Below are 17,675 nucleotides of genomic sequence, written 5' to 3'. Positions count from 1 at the left end.
ATGGATTTACAGAAATTCATGCCATCCTGAGGAAGCAGATAGACGCATTGAAACCTATCCCGTAAGGTGGGACGGAAGATGGGACTGAAAAGCCATGAGCAAGCTTCCGCCGAACCAGCTGACTGTCCGCAAGGTCGCCTCCCTCAAAGACGGGGTCTATGGCGATGGCGGAAATTTGTGGATTACCGTCCGGGGCGACACCCGGGCTTGGACCTTCCGCTACAAAAGCCCTGAGACCGGCAAAAGACGGGAAATGGGACTCGGTCCCGCCCGGGATATTTCTCTGGCCGATGTCCGGCTCAAGGCGGCCGAGAACCGGCGCCTGCTTCTGGAGGGGATCGACCCGCTGGAAGAGAAAGCCCGGCAGAAGGGAGAAACCGTTCAGGAGCGCACCTTCGCGCAGGTTGCCGAGCAGTACATCACCGAACAGGCGCCGGGCTGGAAAGATCCGCGCTCGGCCCCTATGTGGCGCAGCTCTCTCGAGCGTCATGTCTATCCCGTCCTCGGCTCGAGGCCGATTGGCAGCGTCCAGACAGAAGACGTGCTCGCGGTCCTGCGACCGATCTGGGAGAGCACGACCGAAACCGCAACACGGCTGCGTGGACGGATAGAGCGTATTCTGGACTACGCGCAGAGCCATCACTGGCGCGAGGGAGAGAACCCGGCCCGCTGGAGGGGGCACCTGGCCAACATTTTCCCCAAACCCACGGCAGTCACAAAGGTGGTGCACCATGCCGCCTTGCCCTATCGCGACCTCCCGCCAGTCTACAGACGGCTCGGCGCCGAGCATGGTGTAGGAGCTCTGGCCGCACGGTTCGTCTGCCTGACCGCAACCCGCTCTGGCGAGGTCCGCAAGGCCCTGTGGTCGGAGATCGATCTGAAGAAACAGATCTGGACCATCCCGGCCGAGCGGATGAAGGCCGGGCGGGAGCATCGTGTGCCCCTGACGAGCGGAGCGATGGCGCTGCTGTATAAAGTCCAGACCCTGAGATCCCGTTCCGGTGAGGACAGTTTCGTCTTTCCTGGTGGCCGGGTCGGTTCGCCGTTGAGCGATGTCGCGGTCTCCAAAGCCCTCCATCAGGCCGCAGGCACGAAGGATGTGACGATCCACGGTTTGCGCTCCAGCTTCAGGGACTGGGCGGCCGAAGAAACCGACTTTCCACGCGAGGTCGCCGAAATGGCTTTGGCCCATGCCATCGGTGACAAGGTTGAGGCCGCCTATCGCCGCGGGGATCTCTTCAACAGGCGTGCCGAGATGATGTTTGCCTGGGAACGCTTCTGTGCCGGGCAATCCAGTGAGGCGGTTGCAAAGCCTCAGCGTCCTAATCCTGACAGCGCGCCGCTCTTCACCTGGAAAGACTCTGACATCGGAGATCCAGATGCCTGAAGGCCCGTCAAAAGCCCAATGACGCGTCACGGATTGCGTCGTACCGGTCCGCACAATCTCAGTGACGCGTCATCAATGCGCTATGTCGCCATTCCATGAGCAGCTCAAAAGCATGGCACTGCGCCATAAAATCGTGCTGCCAGATCGCTTAAGATGGCACGATACCGGGTTTTTGGAGCAAGGCTCCAAAAACCCTTTCAAAACAGTCCCTTAAAACCGTTTCATTTTCGTGCCCTGCTGAGGGCGTCCGCATCACGCTGTGACGCGTCATCCGGACCTGCACGCGCCCCCGTTCCGCGGTCGCGCCGCCCTGCGGGCGGCGGTGCAGAACTCGGCTTCTCTCCCTGTCTCAGGACTGAAAATGATCAGAGGGTTTCTGTTGTTTTTTTTGGCTTCGCAAGGGAGGACCGGGCTGGTCCTCCCCCCAGAGGGCTCACGCGGGGCGTGAGCTGGAATGGTCGCTGTGCGACCAGAGCGAGGGTTTTCTCTCGTGTTTTCTTTGGGGCTCTCTTCTCTTTGGAGCCTTTCGCAATGACGAGGTCATTCACCGAACTCGACACGCTTTTTGATGCCCATGCCGTCCTGGCAGGCGTTGTTCTTCCCACACTGCGCGATGTGATCGCACAGCGAGGAGCCTTCACCAGCGATACGCGGCTTGAGGGCACGCTGATCGTTCTGGCGCAGACAGTCCGTTGTTTGAACCGGGCACTGACCGAGAATGCAGGAGACTGGACATGACGCCCTTCCGGCGCACGGACCTGGCTGTCCGCCTGATGGGTCTTGTCTCCTCCCGTGATCACCCGGACGCTCTGGTCCGGCCAAGCGGGAGTGCGGTGTGTCTGTACGATCTTGTCCTGTCCCGGTCCGAACCCGTGCCCGTGGCTGAACGGTTGGGCCTGTGGTTTCCCTTTCTGTCCGCCGATCAGGACCCGGCACACAGACAGGCTCTGCGGGACCAGATCCTGCAGCAGCCCATGCCGGGTTTAACGAGTGCGGGAGAGGACGGCACAGACAGTATCCTCTCTTCTGCTGACCTTCTTCCGGATCTCGTCCTGCTCATGGGGGCGCAGGAGACGGCCTGGCTCGGGCCCTGCTTAACGAAAACACCCCGGGTCATGATCCTTGCCGATCTGATGCACCGGCTTGCGCCAGAGTTGGCAGGGATTGGAGATGATCCGGAAGAACTTCTGGCCCGGTTTGCAGCGGAAGACTGTTCGGGCGTTCATCCGGCTTCAGACCTCGTCCGCATTCATGCAGCAGCAAGACTGATCGAATGCCTCTGGACTGCCCGGGGTCCTGAGGTCGGCCTCCCGTATCGCCTGTAACGCCTGACACCGCCAAGCCGAACAGTGTCGGCCTGTCTTCTTATTTCATCCCCCGAAAATATGGAGGCTTCATGCTTCTCACAAAAACCCCGGTCGCTGCGGCGACCGTGTCTCGTCACGTGCGCTCTTTCTTCGAGCCAACGGACGACGATCTCGATCTGTATAGCGACATCAGTTTCAGACTGAAGGCGCAACCGCCCTCAAGTCTGTTCCGCTACCTCCAGCCAGAAGGACGACATCTGATGCAACTCGGCGATGAAGAACCCGGCGTCTGGGCCGGTCTCCTGCGCAGGGTCGAGCAGCGCTGGCCGTGTCTGCCCAGCCGCGGCCGCGTTGCTTCTGACGGAACCCTGCTGAATTCAGCACTCGAACGGATTGCCTATGAGGCCGTCAAACCCATTGTTCCGCGGGATGTTGCGCTGGATCTGGAAATCGCCCTCGACCCGTTGCAGCAGCCGCGGTTCTATTCCGATTTCGCCATCCGTTTCGGGTCACGTGTCATGCATATCGAGATCGTGGGCGCCTGCGGTGCGGACCGCGTGACACGCAATGACTGGGAAGCGCATCTGCTGGCCCAGTTTGACCGACGGCTGGAGGTGTACCGGCAGCAGCGCCTTACGCCCGAGATCTGGTATCTCAACGACCTCCTTGAGCCAGCGCAGTTACAGAAGCGTTTCCTCGCCCTGGTAGCGCAGCTTCGCGCGGGAGGCAGGTCATGACCCAGGGTCCGATCCATCTGCCGCGCTGGCCTGCTGGCCGGATCTGTCTCATGGACGTCACACCAGCCGCGTGGGAGGTGCCGTTTCACGGCGCCTCCATCACCCTGTGTTTTCGCGAAGGCTTCTTCGAGGACGACGCAGGGATGACGTGGCTCACGGAGGTCACCTGCCGACAGGGACATCTCGAAGAAAGTCTCGATGAGAACGGCCGTCCTCATCTGACAATCAGTGACAGGCTCTTTCGTAGTCTGATGCCTGTCGGACGCCCGGTGCCTCTGGTTCTGGCGGGCTATCACATGAACTTTCTGAGGCGTCTCATGGGCGGGCCTCATGACCGGCCCCCGTTCAATCTGTGTCTCTACAGAGGCCTTCGGCAACTCTGCCCGTGGGTGGCTGACTTCGGGCTGCAGCTATCCGCCATCGAGCTGGTGCCGGAAAACATTCCGTTGATGACTAGGTCCGGGCCTCAAGCCCGGTTCGCCTCTGCCGAAACCCTGCTGGATGTCCTGCTGGCCAGACTTCCAGTGAACCGACTGGTTGCGATGTCCAGCCTGGCTGTTCCTCCGCCACCAGAGGACGAACCGCTGAGCGGAATGTCCGGCTGGTGCAACATGACGGCTGACCGCGTTTTCACAGCGGACGAGGAAAAGGAGACCTGACAGCCTTTTCCTTGAATGCTTCCCTCTGCTTGTAACAGCAGAGGGGGCTCTCTCTTATGTAACCTCAGAACAACCCACTGCCGGTTTTGACGGCGGAGGCATTCATGGTGTGGTGCCAGACGACATTGCCGTTGAAGATCACCGTCAGGGTCTTTTCCGTGCCATGAGTGCCCTGATGCAGGTCGCCATAGAGCGGAATAAAATTGGCGGCGTCAGACGAAGCGTTGGTGAACGCATAGCGCCACTGCTCATGGCCGCTGTCGGTGAACGTGCTTTCGCGCGGGTCTCCGAACAGCGCCCGGATCTGGTCCTTCGTCGTCACGCCATCATGGATCTTCTGATCAATGGAGGCACCGGTTTCGTTTTTAAGAGCTTCGTTCCCTTCCGAGATGCAGCCTGTCAGGGCGACCAGCCCGCTGAGAGACAGGGTGACGGCAAGGGTTCTGAGAAGACGTACAGACATGCGGGATCCTTTGCTCTTTTTGCAAAACAGTCGATGACGGGACAATTGGAAAAAAGCGGTCGACCTGCCGAAAAACGAACGGACCGTCTCAGTCCAGCCCGCGAAGCCTGCGGCGGTCTTCAGCGGCTTTCAGTTTACGAAGAAGCGGTTCTCGCGGAGCCGTCCAACAGCTCATGCCTAGAACGAACGCAAAGAGCGGATGCCAGGGCAGAGCCAGCGCGATGCCGCACAAAAGACAAGCACCCACTCCGAACCACGAGACGTATCGCAGCAGAAGTCGTGTCTCGTCTTCCTCGGCACCATACTCTTCCAGATAAGCAGCCAGACGGGCCGCGCGTTTTGCTTCGGTCGCCTCGCTGTACAGACCGTCTGTTGAAGACGTCATGCGCGCTTATCTCCCCCAGTGGGCGTGGAAGACGACCCGGATCACCAACGCCGTGCCCAGCATCAGCGCCGCAGGCGGCAGAATGTCGCGGGCTTTCAGCCACGCGAACAGCCTGACCGACGATCCTAGGGCCAGAACCAGCAGGAGAAGAACGATCAGGACAAGAAGGAGAGAAACGACCATGTCAGACGCCCCCTGACAGGCAAGAACAGGGTACAGACCGGAAGACACAACGGGACAGAGACATCATCGCCAGCTCCTTGCAGTTCCCGTGTGGCAGGACGACCCTGCACACAAAGTGAACTCAACAAGTCAGATGATCTACGATTTCCCGTGCGCCGTCAATACGGATATACGCCTATTTATTCAAACAGGTTCCCGTATATCGTGAGCGCCTCAGGGATGAGGCACGCCGCCGATCCAGACCACTTCGCCGAGCAGTTTAAAGCAGTCCAGGCGATCAGCCTCGACATCCTGGGGCGGGTAGCGATGATTGTCAGCAATCACCCGGACCCCGCCACCAAGTTTGGGGTCAAGGCGACGGATCAGCACGGCGCCAGCGCTCTCCAGGGCATAGAGCGCGCTACCCGTCACAGTCGTGATGCTCCGGTCCACGATGACCAGATCCCCTGAGGACAAAGTCGGCTCCATCGCATCGCCTGCATTGCTGATGAGGCAGAGGGCTGCGAGGTCCCGGGGAATGACGCTCTGCAACCAGTCGCGGCCAATGCGCAGACCGTCTTCATGATGATCATACCAAGGCACAACGATCTGACGGGTCGAGGTGGTCTGGACCGCTGTCGCCCCGGAGGGTGAGCCGCCAGCCGTGCCAAAAGCGATCCAGTCCAGGGATACGCCGCAGATCCGGGCCAGTGACGCAAGGGCGGAGAACTTCATCTCCCCGCCATTCATATAGTCTCTCAGGGTCGTATACGGCACACCCGCCGCCTTGGCGGCATGGGTAATGCCAATACTCTGGGCCGCTTCGCGGAGGCGCTCGCCGCGCTCGCGCATCAGGCGGATCTGGTCGTCCATGAGTTTACGCTTTCGCCTGGAATGTCGGGGCACGCAGAGGATCCTCATTCGGAAATGAGGTATGAATACGATATTCCGCTTGATATGGAAGTCGGAAAACCGTATCTCTTGGCATCGAAATGTTGCGTGGCCCGTGACTCGTCATCGTCAGATCCTCGCATGAAACCGACATTTTTGTCCAAGGGATTGTCATGCCTGAAGATCCACTGTTGCCACCACCCCGTCCAGCCGGCCTCGAGGACCTGCATGCCGGTCTGCACGACGTGCTGCGTCTGATCGAGATCGAGCATGCGCTGCTCAAAGGACGCCTCGAGAGTCTGCGTGCCGATACGGAAGGCGCACGCCTGCTGGAGGGCGTGATGGTGCTGGGCGCCGTGCTGCAGCAGCGGATGGGCGGTCTGCTCCAGCTCTGCCGCGAGGTCGGGAAACTGTGACGGATCGGTCCGTCGGACACAGCACGTCCTGACCCTGCCGTCTGGCTTCGTCGAAGCCGCGTCGTTCCTTCCATACGGTCATCATCTCTTATGTCAGAACACCCAGACCCGTCTTCTGAGCACGTTGTGCTGGACGGACACGGCCCTGCGCGTGCCCTGCCTTTTGGGTCCTATCCGCTGACGGACGTGCAGAAGAAGATCCGGAAAGTCTTCTTCAACACGCCCTTGGGATACAGCCGTCTGCGTCGGCCATTCATGGAACGGTTCAAACGAGACTGCGCCTCAGGTCCTGTCGATGCGACCCTGTTCGGGCTGAAAGTACGGTTTTACCCGCAGGACAACCAGACGGATGCAAAATCGGCGGTATGTGGCGCGTGCTACAATCATCGTGAGCTGAAATGGCTGCGGCGTCATCTGCCCAAAGGCGGCACGTTTGTGGATGTCGGTGCGAATATGGGGTTCTTTTCCCTCTATGCCGCGCAGAGAGAAGCCCGTGTCATCGCCGTTGAGCCGAACCCAGTCCTGTTCGAGCGTCTGACGACCAATATGAGGCTGAACGGGATGCGGGCCGATCTCTTGCGTGTGGCCGTGGGCGATCAGGAGGGCTCTGGGCAGCTCGTGCAGGTGAACAGGGATTTTGGCGGCGGTCGGATTGGCGCGGGGCACGGTGCTGCAGTGCGGATCCGTCCGCTTCTGGACATTCTGCAGGCCTGCGATGTGACCGCCGTGCATGTTCTGAAAATTGACATCGAGGGCTACGAAGACCGGGCGCTGTTGCCGTTTTTCCGCGAGGCGCCCCCAGAGTTGTGGCCCGATTATATCATTATGGAAGACACCGAGCATGGCCGGTGGGCCCAGGACGTCTTTCCGGTATTGCGCCGCTGTGGGTATGAGCGCCGCTCCCGCAGCCGGGGGAATATCCTGCTCTCCAGGTTCTGAGGGACGCTGGAGAGGAGAAGCTTGTCAGCTTTGGGGGGATAGTGTTGAAAAAGTCGCGCTTGCTTTGAGAGTGAAGCACTGATTCATTCTTCGCAGGAGGACCCTGCAAATGATGGGTGATCGAACGAAAATACAGGAGGAACTGTTCTACGAGTTCCGTCTTGAAGATCGTGTGCCAGCTGGCCACCTTTTGCGTTCAATTGATCGCTTTGTTGATCTGGACGGCCTGCGTGAGCATCTTCGCCCATTTTACAGCGGCACGGGGCGGCCTTCGATCGATCCCGAGCTGATCATCAGGATGTTAATCGTTGGCTACGTGATGGGTATTCGGTCCGAGCGACGGTTATGTGAAGAAGTCCATCTTAACCTGGCCTACCGGTGGTTCTGCGGCCTTGGTCTCAACGGCCCTGTGCCTGATCATTCGACATTCTCGAAAAACCGGCACGGACGCTTCCGGGAGAGTGATCTGCTTCGCCAAATGTTTGAAATGACCGTCCGACAGTGCATCGCCAAGGGACTGGTGGGCGGTGAAGGCTTTGCGGTCGATGCCAGCACGATCAAGGCCGACGCTAATCGGCAGCGCAGTGTTCCGAGCCCAGATAAACTGCCAATCGAGACCGCCCATCGTACTGTGCGGGAGTATTTCTCGGTGCTGGACGATGCTGCATTTGGGTCTGCTACGCCCGTGCAACCAAAATATATCTCTCCGGTCGATCCTGCGGCACGTTGGAACGCTGCAAGCGGTGGCCTTGCTTATTATGCCTACTGCACAAATTACCTCATCGACCTTAAATCGGCTGTCATCATGGATGTAGAAACCACGACAGCCATCCGGCAGGCCGAGGTTACGGCGCAACGCAGAATGATAGAGCGTACGCAGGAAACATTTGGAATATGGCCCGAAAGGCTTGCTGCGGAATACAGCTTATGGATCCGCTGAAAATCTTGCGTGGCTGGTTCATGAGCGTGGCATAGAACCTCACATTCCGGTCTTCGACAAATCTGCTCGACAGGACGGGACTTTCGAACGCCGAGATTTCACATATGACCACGTGCACGATCTTTACGTCTGTCCTGGCGGACAGGAACTGAAGCAGCAGTGGCGCAAGATCAACTCGGATCGACCAAACGCCCCTCCCGACAACCTACTTCGATACCGTTCGTCGAAACTCGCGTGCGACGTATGCACTCTCAAACCGAAATGCTGTCCCGATCAGCCCAGTCGTAAGGTCCTGCGCTCCGTCCATGAAGGCGCTCGTGATCTGGCCCGCGACATTGCCTTAACTGACGCCTATATCGTCTCCAGACGAGAAAGAAAGAAGGTCGAGATGCTGTTTGCTCACCTCAAGCGCATTTTGAAGATCGATCGGTTGAGGCTCAGAGGACTAAACGGCGCCCGTGATGAGTTCCATCTCGCCGCAGCTGCCCAAAATCTCCGCAAAATGGCGAAACTGATACCTCCCGGAGCGCCTGCCTTGTCCACCTGAGGCAAGAAAGCTGCACTTATGCCGAAGTGGTTTGGCAACACTTTCACTCTTCACCATGAGTTTTTCAACACTATCGAGGGAAAGCGGAATGTCGGTTATCGGAAAGGGATGACCGAAAGTCGCCCCACGTTCAGGTGATGCCGATCGACACGATGGGTGGAAAGCGGAATGGCCGGTTTGGAGAGCACGCGACCGTTCCTCAACGTGCGCATGAATGACTGCTCCTGCCGAGACTTGCCATACCTGTCCCCTCGAGCGATCCGGCAGCAGCGTGCCCAGCTCCGGGCGAGGCGCGCCCGTTCCGCCGTTCAGACGCCGAGAACACGCTTTTTTCGGTTCAGATTCGCCGCGAATCTGATAAACAGCCTCTGGGAATTCGACGAGGCGTCAGATTGAGTTATAAGGCAGACATCGCGGGAGGATCGTTAAAGCTCTACGAATCACGCATTATCGCAGGCTTGCTGCTGAGCGACGTGAGCCCGAAGGCGTGGAAGACCGCAATTGAGGTCGAGAACGTCCTTCAAAAAACATCCCAAGGTACTGCCAAGCGTCAAGCCAGCCTCATTCGTGCGCGGCTCGTCACGATGACGTCCGACCATTGGTTGCTTGTTCGTGACGGGTCAAAGCCACTGGCTATCCAAGCCAATTTCGCGGCTGCGATCGCACATAGCTGCCTCCTGCGAGATTTTCTCGTTCACACCGTGCGCGATTGCTTTCGCACCGGCGATCTCGTGCTCACCCGCCGTCACTGGCGAAACTATGTGGAAACCTGCCGAGAGCGAGACCCCGACATGACTGCGTGGACTCAGTCGACCAGCGACAAATTAGGTGACAGCGTATTCCAGATTCTAGCTGAAGTAGGAATGCTTTCCGAGAGTAGCAAACCATCTCTGCAAGTCGTTCATTATCAAACTGAGATCATGGATTACCTCAGAGCGAGGGAACGCGATGAAATCGTGCATGCGATGCAGGCGTTCATATGAGCGATCTGCAACAGCGTTTGGATCGGATCCGCGGCCGGATCACATCGGACGAGTTTCTTCACGGACGCGGCCTCGGCAATGACGTGCCGTTTTACGCGTTCGACTACCCGAGCGCGTCGGAGGAACTGGTCAACAGTCACATCGAATGGCTCCTTGATGACCTTGCCCGGAAAACCGACCTGCATGTTGGAGTCGTCAACATGTTTGAGCTCGCCATAGCTCAGCTCCGAAAGCGGGACCTTTACACAAAGTCATTGGCGATGGAGAAAAACAAGGGTGCCGCGGCGCTACTCGGTGCTCTCAAAGGTCCGCTCGAGCCTGGTAAAATGGCGGCTGCGTTGCTGAAAAGATTTACCGAGCAACCGCTCGACATGCTGTTCTTGACGGGCGTCGGTCCAGCCTACCCCCTGATCAGGACGCATAGTCTGCTCAACAACCTCCAACCTCTGTTGGGAAATATACCATTAGTCCTGTTTTTTCCTGGTCGATTTAGTGGACAAAGCCTTCAGCTTTTCGGCGACATGCAAGAAACGCCGTACTATCGCGCCTTTAGATTGGTGGACTGACAGTCATGCATATTGAAAGCATTTTCGCCAAAGACGTCACTCGGTCTATTAACGGCGTGATCAAGGCCGATCAGCGCGACAAGGCCTACAACGAGCTTGAAGAGTATGTGATCACCAAAGAGGTTGATCGGCATTTGCGCCGGTTCGTAGACGCCTTCCTTCAGGGGCTTGAGAACAAAAACGATGCTGAGATTTCCACCAGAATGGGTGTTTGGGTCTCAGGATTCTTCGGATCGGGCAAATCTCATTTCATCAAGATCTTGTCGTACCTGCTGGCCAATGATGCGGTGGTTGAAGACGGCAAGCCCGAGCGCCTGCCCCTCGACTTCTTTATTGAGAAGGTTTCCGGCGACAGCGCCTTTCAGGGCGACCTGAGCCGAATGGCAAACGCCCAATCCGAGGTCATACTTTTCAACATCGACAGTAAGGCGGAACAAAATCACAGCCGCGATGCCATTCTCCAGGTTTTTCTGAAGGTTTTTAACGAGCACCTCGGATACTGCGGGGATCACCCGGAAGTCGCCCACATGGAACGCTTCCTGGACGGCAGAGGGAAGTTTCAAGAGTTTATCGACGTACTGGCGGCAGATCATAATCTTGACTGGCGAGCCGAGCGCGATTCGTACCAGTTCTATGGTTCGGAGGTGGCTGCAGCGCTAAGCAAGGTACTCAGCCAACGGATCGACAATCCACAAGCTTGGATTGATAATCTGGATAAGGGGCTGTCCCTTACCATCGAGAATTTTGCCAAGTGGGTCAGACAGTATCTCGATCGTTCAGGCGGGGCAAAACGCTTGGTCTTCCTCGCCGACGAGGTGGGCCAGTTCATTGGCGGCCAGTCGCAGCTAATGCTGAATCTGCAGACGATCACCGAAAATCTTGGCACTATTTGCGACGGGCACGCGTGGGTGGTGGTCACCTCGCAGGAGGACATTGAAGCGGTTGTAGGCGGAGCATTCGAGAAGGATCGCAGCAAGGATTTCTCGAAGATTCAGGGCCGCTTCGCCACACGCCTTTCACTGTCCGGAGCCAACGCAGATGAGGTGATCCAGCGACGTCTGCTAGAGAAAACCCCTGCCGCCCAAGAAGCCCTGAAAGCGCTCTTCGGCGAAAAGGGAGACATTTTGCGCAATCAGATCACATTCCGAGATTCCGGCATCACGCTTCGTTCCTTCTCGGATGCGGACGGCTTCGCCGAATGCTACCCCTTCGCTCCATACCAATTCCTGCTGGTCCAGAAGATATTCGAAGCCAGCCGCCAGTTTGGCGCGACAGGGGGTCACCTCTCGAAAGGTGAGCGCTCGATGCTGGATGCGTTCCAGACTGCCGCGAAGGCCATCAAAGACAGGCCTCTCGGCGCGCTCGTACCGCTGGACGCGTTTTACCCCGCAATCGAGAGTTTTCTAGAAGGTGTCGTTCGCACAGCGATCGGCCGGGTGGAGAACATTGCAGATCGCAGCGACTTCGATGCACGTCTTCTCAAGACCCTGTTTCTCATTCGCTATGTCGAGGAGGTTCCAGCCAACATCGACAATCTCGTCACGTTTTTCGTTGACGAAGTGGACGCTGACAAGCGAGCATTGAGGTCCGAGATCGAGCAGAGCCTGCTGCGGCTCGAGCGTGAAACGTTGATTAGTCGGAATGGCGATCTCTATTTCTTCCTCACGAACGAAGAGCGGGATATCAACAAGGAGATCAAGGATCAGGACTTCAGTCATGCGGACCTCAACCGCCTGCTTGGCGATGTCATCTTCGAAGACGTATTGCGGGATCGCCGCTATCGCCACGCCACCAACGGAAAGGACTTCGATCTCACTCGCTTGATCGATCTGACACCCTTTGGAAATCGGGTGGAGGGGAGCTTGATCCTCTCGTTTCTGACCCCTCTCGCGCCCGACTTCAGCACCTTTAACGACGCACGCTGCATCGAGTTGAGCATGGGTGGCTCCATCGGGCAGGTGGTGGTCAAATTGCGCGACGATAAGAAATTATCGGACGAAATCATCGCCTACATCAAAACAGAGGCGTATCTGCGCCTCAAATCTGATGGCTCCTTGCCACAGACAACCAAGCGCATCCATGACGACAAGCGCTTGGAAAACTCGCAACGCCGCAACCGTATCAACACCTCGCTCTCGCAAATGCTGGAAGAAGCGAAATTTTTTGTGCTGGGCAACGAGAAGAGCTTTCCTGGCACGCCGAAGGTCGCGGTCTATGCCGCGCTGCGATACCTCGTCGAAAACAGCTACAATAAGCTGTCCTTCATTCAGCATTCTCCGACGGATCAGTTGGCGGAATTGCGTCGCGTGCTGGCCGACCCCAGCGGCGAAGAGCTTGATCTCCTTGGCGGCAGCCAGAATGCTAGGGCGCTCAAGGAAGTGCTGGAATATGTCGAGCTGCTCAGCGGGCGCAGTCAGTCGGTCAATCTCGGGTCTCTTATCACCGAGCGTTTCGCGCGGCACCCTTATGGTTGGAAGGAGCTCGACACCTTGCTGCTCGTCTGCCGACTGTTCAAGGCTGGCCAAATCGAATTGCACGCCAACGGTGGCAAGCTTCAGGCGAGCGACGTTTACGCCCAAATCGACGGATCAAACAAATGGAACCGGGTCAGCTTGTCACGCCGGAAGACGGTGGACAAGGCGGACATCCAGTCGGTCCGCGTTATGGCTCGTGACCTGTTTGGGGCCGCGGCTCCCGAGGGCGAAGATGATCTGCACAATTGGCTGCGCGATCGCTTTGCCAAGCAATCTCAGCTCCTGGCCCAATGGTCAGGCTTGGCAGCGACAGGGGCATATCCCGGTTCAGACGAAATCGCCGATCTGCAGGGCATGCTCAACAAGCTGCTCGCCAACCGCGACAGCTTCGGCTTCCTCGGTCACGCGAAGGCGCATGCGGTCGACCTTGGGGATTATGGGGAGCGCTTCCAGCGCCTGGAAACATTCTACACGCAGCAAAAACCGCAATGGGAAGCACTGCGGTCGGCCTTCCGCGGCGAATTTGAGCCCAACGCATTTTTCTTGAACCGAGACCCCGAAGCGGCGGCAGCGCTGTCCACCGTGCGCTCCATCCTGAACGATCCGCGCCCCTATGGCCGGATTAGGGAAAGTGCTCCGCTTATCCAGACCCTGCGGGACCGAAATGAAACCGTCATCGCCGAGCGGCGGGCAGAGGCACTTGCCAAGGTTGACCCGCAGATCGAGACCCTGCGGCTGGATCTGACGGGCATCGGCGTCGATGCCGACTTTTCAAACAAATGCCTCAAGCCGATTCAGGACATCCGCAAACAGATCGAGTTTGAAACCAACACCGGGCAGATCAGCAACCTGATCGAGGAGGCGGCAGAGGCCGCCAAGCTTGCGCATTCCGATATCGAGAAGGTGGTCGAAGCCGCAAAGCGGGCCTCTGCAACGCCGCCGCCGACCGAGCCTTCGATCGTCAAGCAGCCCGGCGCGACGCCGGTTGCGCCAGCGCCCAAGGTCAGTGCGCCGGAAAACTTCAAACCGCGCCGGCAGATTTCGACCAGACTGCCCGCTTCAAAGCCCTATCTCGAAACGCGTGAGGACGTTGACGAGTATCTCGCAGCGCTGCGGCGGCAGCTCGAAGAGGCCATCGCTAGCAACGTCCGCATCGAAATCCTCTGAAAGTTCTGCTTCCCATGGCTTCCAACTGCAACGCCTTGAAAAAATATGCCCCGCAGGCTCGGCTTGATTTCATTCAGGCAATGACGAACCGCGCTGCCCAGTTCGGCATTACCAAGGCGGGAAGCGCTACCGGCGACATTCAGGGCGAGCTTTTTGTCCTGAACGGGAAAGCATATCCCCGATTGGTGGCGGCCCAGCGCGGGCAACTCATCGCACGCATCGCGCGGGACGGCTTCGCGCAGGTTATGGAGGCCGTCGCTTATACCTGGTTCAACCGGTTCCTCGCCATTCGGTACATGGAACTGCACCATTATTTCGATCACGGTTGCCGCGTCCTGTCTCACCCGGCGGGCCATGATGAGCCGGAACTGCTGGAGAAGGCTGCAATAATCGCGCTTCCCGGTCTCGATCGGAACGAGATTGTCGAGCTCAAACTGGACGGCACTAAGGACGAGCAGATCTATCGCAAGCTGCTGATCGCCCAATGCAATGATCTGCACCGCTCCATGCCGTTCCTGTTCGAGAAAATCAACGACGAGACCGAGCTGCTTCTGCCGGAAAACCTGTTGCAGTCTGACAGCATCATCCGAAAGCTGGTCAACAGTATCGCCGAGCCGGAGTGGCAGGCGATCGAGATCATAGGCTGGCTCTACCAGTTCTATATCTCCGAAAAGAAGGATCAGGTGATCGGCAAGGTGGTGAAGTCGGAAGATATTCCAGCCGCCACCCAGCTTTTTACGCCCAACTGGATTGTGAAATACATGGTTCAGAACAGCCTCGGCGCGCAATGGCTGGCAACCTACCCTGAAAGTGCAATCCGGGGGGGCATGGAATATTACCTTGCTCCGGCCGAGCAGCCTACGGAGGTCCAGGCCCAGCTCGATGCAATTACGCCCAAACAGCTTGATCCCGAAGCCATCACGCTGATCGATCCGGCGGTTGGCTCGGGCCATATCCTGGTTGAGGCTTATGACCTGTTCCGTGCCATCTATCGGGAGCGCGGCTACACTAAACGCGAAGCGGCCCGCGCGATCCTGACAAAGAACCTGTTCGGGCTCGATATCGATGACCGTGCCGCGCAGATGGCAGGCTTCGCGCTGTTGATGAAGGCCTGCGCCGATGATCGCAGCATCCTCAACAATCCGCCTGTGCTAAACGTACTGGCCTTACAGGACAGCGCCGGGCTGGATGCCGATGCACTCGCCAAGGCGCTGCTGCAGCAGGAGCGGTTCGAGATGGTCCCGAGCGGGGACTTGCTCCCCGATACGTTAGCCCAGCTGACATTGGCGGCCCCGCAAACAACATCGCCAGAAGCCAAAGCGATCAAGACACTAGTCGCGCTATTTGGCGGAGCAAAGACTTTCGGCTCGCTTATCACCGTACCAGAAGCTGTGACGCAAAGTTTATCAGCGCTGGAAACTCTGCTGGCCGAGCCGCTGACCGGTGACTTGTTGAGACGGCAAGCGCAGGCGGATGCGCAAGACACCTTGCGCCCCTTGGTCGCGCAGGCGCGCCTGCTTAGTAGTCGCTATGATTGCGTGGTGGCGAACCCCCCCTACATGGGTAGCAAGGGCATGAACGCTAATTTGAAAGGGTTCGTCGGGAAGCGATATCCCTCTGGGAAGTCTGACCTTTTCGCCGCTTTCATCGAAAGAAATTTAGAATTAGCGGCTGACCGCGGCCTTGTGGCAATCATAACCATGCAAAGCTGGATGTTCCTGAGCTCCTATGAGGAACTCCGCGCGAAGATCTTGACCCGACAAACAGTAAGAACGATGGCGCATCTTGGTACGCGAGCCTTCGATAGCATTGGCGGCGCAATTGTATCGACAACCGCGTGCACCATAAACCGTAATCATATTCCAGATTATGTCAGCAGATTTTTTAGATTAACGGCTGGCGAATCCGAGACGGCGAAGCAGACGCAGTTTAAGAATGCACAACAGAACGATCCTGCTCTGGCCTACGAAGCGTCGATGCGAGTCTTCAACAAGATACCCGGACAGGCAATTGCCTATTGGGCATCGCCGGGATTTATCAAAGTCCTAAGCGATGCAGATCAACTGGGTGAGCGTGCATTCAAGGGCCTTGATACAGGAGGGAACATTGATAAATACATCCATTTCTGGTGGGAAGTGTCCACGAGGGATTTCAAGGTAAAAAACAAGGACTCCGATTTTTGGTATCCGATCGCGAAGGGCGGTGAGTTTCGTCGGTGGTACGGCAATAACGAACATGTGATCAACTACGCGAACTCCGGATCAGATCTAAAAGATAATTCCGCAAATCTAAGAAGCAAAGATAAGTATTTTAAAGAAGGTGCAACATGGACTGTTGTTTCCAATAACGGATTTGCCGTTAGATACCTACCGGAAGGATTTTTATTCGACCAAGGTGGTTCGGGTATTTTCGAAAATTCGAAAGACGATTTTTCTATCTTGGATATTATTGGGAGCCTTAACAATAAAATTAATCAGTCCGTTTCGCGAATGCTCTGCCCGACCACGAACTTCACTACTGGTGACGTCCGGAAACTTCCAATCTGGAATCAAAAAATACTCAGGGAAAATGTCTCATCTTTGATCGATCTGTCGAAGATGGATTGGGACTCCTTTGAAACATCGTGGGATTTCTCCCGTCATCCAGTCCTAGAAGACGCGGGCGCTGAGTGTATTGCCGATTCAATATCCGAAGTATTATCTTCTTGGTCCGATAGGATTCACACGATTAAGGAATTGGAAGAGGCAAATAATGCTTTCTTTATAAAACAATATAAACTTGAATCGGAAATTTCTTCTGATGTTCCGCTTAGAGAAATAACAATCAAGAAAAATCCATATTTCCGATACGACAAAGATCTAGATCATGAAGGCTACCAAACCCGTTTAATTTCAGATATGATCCGGGAGTTTATATCTTACGCGGTAGGCTGCATGATGGGCCGCTACTCTCTGGCGGAGCCGGGTTTGATCTATGCTCATTCTGGCGGCGTGGACTTCGATCCCACGCGCTATGGTGCATTCGCAGCGGACGATGACGGCATTATTCCGCTAACAGAAGAGCAGTGGTTCCTCGATGATGCCGTCATTCGGATCGAGGAATTCCTTCGCCTAGCCTGGCCCGACATACCGTTTGTGGAAACGCTCGCCACTGTGATGGACGGCCTCAATATGGGCAAGGTCGGCGAACCGCGCGCGGCATTGCGCGCCTACCTGTCCAAGCAGTTCTACAAGGACCACCTGCAGACCTATAAGAACCGACCGATTTACTGGCTTTTCTCTTCCGGCAAACAAAAGGCGTTCGAGGCGTTGGTTTATCTCCACCGCTATAATGAAGGCACACTAGCGAGGATGCGCACCAACCATGTCACGCCTCTGATGGGCAAGCTACAGCAGCGGATTAGCGATCTGGACGCCGAGATCACGGCCTCGTCATCCTCGGCCGAAAAGACCCGCAAGGGCCGAGACAAGGACAAACTTGCCAAGCAGCTGATCGAACTGCGCGCCTTCGACGAGGAGCTACACCATCTGGCCGATCAGCGCATTGCGCTCGATCTGAACGAGGGTGTTAAGGTCAATTACGGCAAGTTCGGTAATCTGCTCGCCTTCAAGGAAAAGGTCTGCCCGAAGAAAAAGGGGGAGGACGAGTAAAC

The 17,675-nt window shown here is 57.0% G+C and carries 15 protein-coding genes and 1 pseudogene; 12 read left to right on the top strand and 4 right to left on the bottom strand.

Annotated features, from left to right (window positions below):
• Positions 1-94: 94 nt before the first annotated feature.
• From JK176_RS02135 to JK176_RS02115, 5 genes are all read left to right on the top strand, one after another.
• Positions 95-1,387 (top strand): phage integrase central domain-containing protein, encoded by a 1,293-nt coding sequence (locus JK176_RS02135; protein WP_211586200.1) that lies wholly within the window; start codon positions 95-97, stop codon positions 1,385-1,387.
• A 531-nt stretch (positions 1,388-1,918) separates the two neighbouring features.
• A complete protein-coding gene (locus JK176_RS02130) occupies positions 1,919-2,125 on the top strand; it encodes a hypothetical protein (RefSeq protein ID WP_211586199.1) in 207 nt (68 codons plus the stop codon).
• Positions 2,122-2,712 (top strand): hypothetical protein, encoded by a 591-nt coding sequence (locus JK176_RS02125; protein WP_211586198.1) that lies wholly within the window; start codon positions 2,122-2,124, stop codon positions 2,710-2,712. Before JK176_RS02130 ends, JK176_RS02125 begins: the two co-directional genes overlap by 4 nt.
• 71 nt (positions 2,713-2,783) lie before the next feature.
• Positions 2,784-3,431 carry a hypothetical protein gene (locus JK176_RS02120; protein WP_211586197.1) on the top strand — a complete coding sequence of 216 codons (648 nt, stop codon included), beginning with the start codon at positions 2,784-2,786 and terminating at the stop codon, positions 3,429-3,431.
• On the top strand, positions 3,428-4,090 hold the full coding sequence (locus JK176_RS02115; protein WP_211586196.1) for a hypothetical protein: 663 nt from the start codon (positions 3,428-3,430) through the stop codon (positions 4,088-4,090). The genes JK176_RS02120 and JK176_RS02115 overlap by 4 nt, the downstream gene beginning before the upstream one ends.
• Positions 4,091-4,154: 64 nt before the next feature.
• Here the strand turns inward: JK176_RS02115 and JK176_RS02110 are convergent, their stop codons facing one another.
• The 4 genes from JK176_RS02110 to JK176_RS02095 form a co-directional block, all read right to left on the bottom strand.
• Positions 4,155-4,553, bottom strand: coding sequence for an outer membrane protein assembly factor BamE (locus JK176_RS02110; RefSeq protein ID WP_211586195.1), 399 nt, complete (start codon positions 4,551-4,553; stop codon positions 4,155-4,157).
• 88 nt (positions 4,554-4,641) lie between these two features.
• On the bottom strand, positions 4,642-4,938 hold the full coding sequence (locus tag JK176_RS02105; protein WP_211586194.1) for a hypothetical protein: 297 nt from the start codon (positions 4,936-4,938) through the stop codon (positions 4,642-4,644).
• A gap of 6 nt (positions 4,939-4,944) precedes the next feature.
• Positions 4,945-5,121, bottom strand: coding sequence for a hypothetical protein (locus JK176_RS02100; protein ID WP_224777768.1), 177 nt, complete (start codon positions 5,119-5,121; stop codon positions 4,945-4,947).
• A 213-nt stretch (positions 5,122-5,334) separates the two neighbouring features.
• On the bottom strand, positions 5,335-5,973 hold the full coding sequence (locus tag JK176_RS02095) for a LexA family transcriptional regulator (protein ID WP_211586191.1): 639 nt from the start codon (positions 5,971-5,973) through the stop codon (positions 5,335-5,337).
• Positions 5,974-6,164: 191 nt separating this feature from the next.
• Here JK176_RS02095 and JK176_RS02090 point away from each other — a divergent pair, with 191 nt between their 5' ends.
• The 7 genes and pseudogenes from JK176_RS02090 to pglX all read left to right on the top strand — a co-directional run bounded on the left by JK176_RS02090 (position 6,165) and on the right by pglX (position 17,673).
• Positions 6,165-6,407 (top strand): hypothetical protein, encoded by a 243-nt coding sequence (locus JK176_RS02090; protein ID WP_007284186.1) that lies wholly within the window; start codon positions 6,165-6,167, stop codon positions 6,405-6,407.
• A gap of 90 nt (positions 6,408-6,497) precedes the next feature.
• Positions 6,498-7,346 (top strand): FkbM family methyltransferase, encoded by an 849-nt coding sequence (locus tag JK176_RS02085; protein ID WP_211586189.1) that lies wholly within the window; start codon positions 6,498-6,500, stop codon positions 7,344-7,346.
• 109 nt (positions 7,347-7,455) lie between these two features.
• A pseudogene (locus JK176_RS02080) lies at positions 7,456-8,833 on the top strand (IS1182 family transposase).
• Between the two features lie 392 nt (positions 8,834-9,225).
• Entirely contained in the window at positions 9,226-9,816 is a 591-nt protein-coding gene (locus JK176_RS02075; RefSeq protein ID WP_211586187.1) for a DUF1819 family protein, read from the top strand.
• On the top strand, positions 9,813-10,382 hold the full coding sequence (locus JK176_RS02070; RefSeq protein ID WP_211586185.1) for a DUF1788 domain-containing protein: 570 nt from the start codon (positions 9,813-9,815) through the stop codon (positions 10,380-10,382). Before JK176_RS02075 ends, JK176_RS02070 begins: the two co-directional genes overlap by 4 nt.
• A 5-nt stretch (positions 10,383-10,387) precedes the next feature.
• Complete coding sequence (gene brxC / locus JK176_RS02065) at positions 10,388-14,023, top strand: BREX system P-loop protein BrxC (protein ID WP_211586184.1); 3,636 nt, start codon at positions 10,388-10,390, stop codon at positions 14,021-14,023.
• 14 nt (positions 14,024-14,037) lie between these two features.
• Entirely contained in the window at positions 14,038-17,673 is a 3,636-nt protein-coding gene (gene pglX, locus JK176_RS02060; RefSeq protein ID WP_211586183.1) for a BREX-1 system adenine-specific DNA-methyltransferase PglX, read from the top strand.
• Positions 17,674-17,675 lie beyond the last annotated feature (2 nt).

This window comes from Gluconobacter sp. Dm-73, assembly GCF_018256215.1.
GTDB lineage: Bacteria > Pseudomonadota > Alphaproteobacteria > Acetobacterales > Acetobacteraceae > Gluconobacter > Gluconobacter cadivus.
The sequence above is the reverse complement of the archived record's forward strand: the minus strand, read 5'-3'. Positions and strand labels throughout refer to the sequence as shown.

What these genes read in the sequence shown, in the direction of transcription:
- JK176_RS02135 (WP_211586200.1), top strand. Translation starts at nt 95, where the DNA reads ATGAGCAAGCTTCCGCCGAACCAGCTGACTGTCCGCAAGGTCGCCTCC.
- JK176_RS02130 (WP_211586199.1), top strand. Translation starts at nt 1,919, where the DNA reads ATGACGAGGTCATTCACCGAACTCGACACGCTTTTTGATGCCCATGCC.
- JK176_RS02125 (WP_211586198.1), top strand. Translation starts at nt 2,122, where the DNA reads ATGACGCCCTTCCGGCGCACGGACCTGGCTGTCCGCCTGATGGGTCTT.
- JK176_RS02120 (WP_211586197.1), top strand. Translation starts at nt 2,784, where the DNA reads ATGCTTCTCACAAAAACCCCGGTCGCTGCGGCGACCGTGTCTCGTCAC.
- JK176_RS02115 (WP_211586196.1), top strand. Translation starts at nt 3,428, where the DNA reads ATGACCCAGGGTCCGATCCATCTGCCGCGCTGGCCTGCTGGCCGGATC.
- JK176_RS02110 (WP_211586195.1), bottom strand. Translation starts at nt 4,553, where the DNA reads ATGTCTGTACGTCTTCTCAGAACCCTTGCCGTCACCCTGTCTCTCAGC.
- JK176_RS02105 (WP_211586194.1), bottom strand. Translation starts at nt 4,938, where the DNA reads ATGACGTCTTCAACAGACGGTCTGTACAGCGAGGCGACCGAAGCAAAA.
- JK176_RS02100 (WP_224777768.1), bottom strand. Translation starts at nt 5,121, where the DNA reads ATGGTCGTTTCTCTCCTTCTTGTCCTGATCGTTCTTCTCCTGCTGGTT.
- JK176_RS02095 (WP_211586191.1), bottom strand. Translation starts at nt 5,973, where the DNA reads ATGGACGACCAGATCCGCCTGATGCGCGAGCGCGGCGAGCGCCTCCGC.
- JK176_RS02090 (WP_007284186.1), top strand. Translation starts at nt 6,165, where the DNA reads ATGCCTGAAGATCCACTGTTGCCACCACCCCGTCCAGCCGGCCTCGAG.
- JK176_RS02085 (WP_211586189.1), top strand. Translation starts at nt 6,498, where the DNA reads ATGTCAGAACACCCAGACCCGTCTTCTGAGCACGTTGTGCTGGACGGA.
- JK176_RS02070 (WP_211586185.1), top strand. Translation starts at nt 9,813, where the DNA reads ATGAGCGATCTGCAACAGCGTTTGGATCGGATCCGCGGCCGGATCACA.
- brxC (WP_211586184.1), top strand. Translation starts at nt 10,388, where the DNA reads ATGCATATTGAAAGCATTTTCGCCAAAGACGTCACTCGGTCTATTAAC.
- pglX (WP_211586183.1), top strand. Translation starts at nt 14,038, where the DNA reads ATGGCTTCCAACTGCAACGCCTTGAAAAAATATGCCCCGCAGGCTCGG.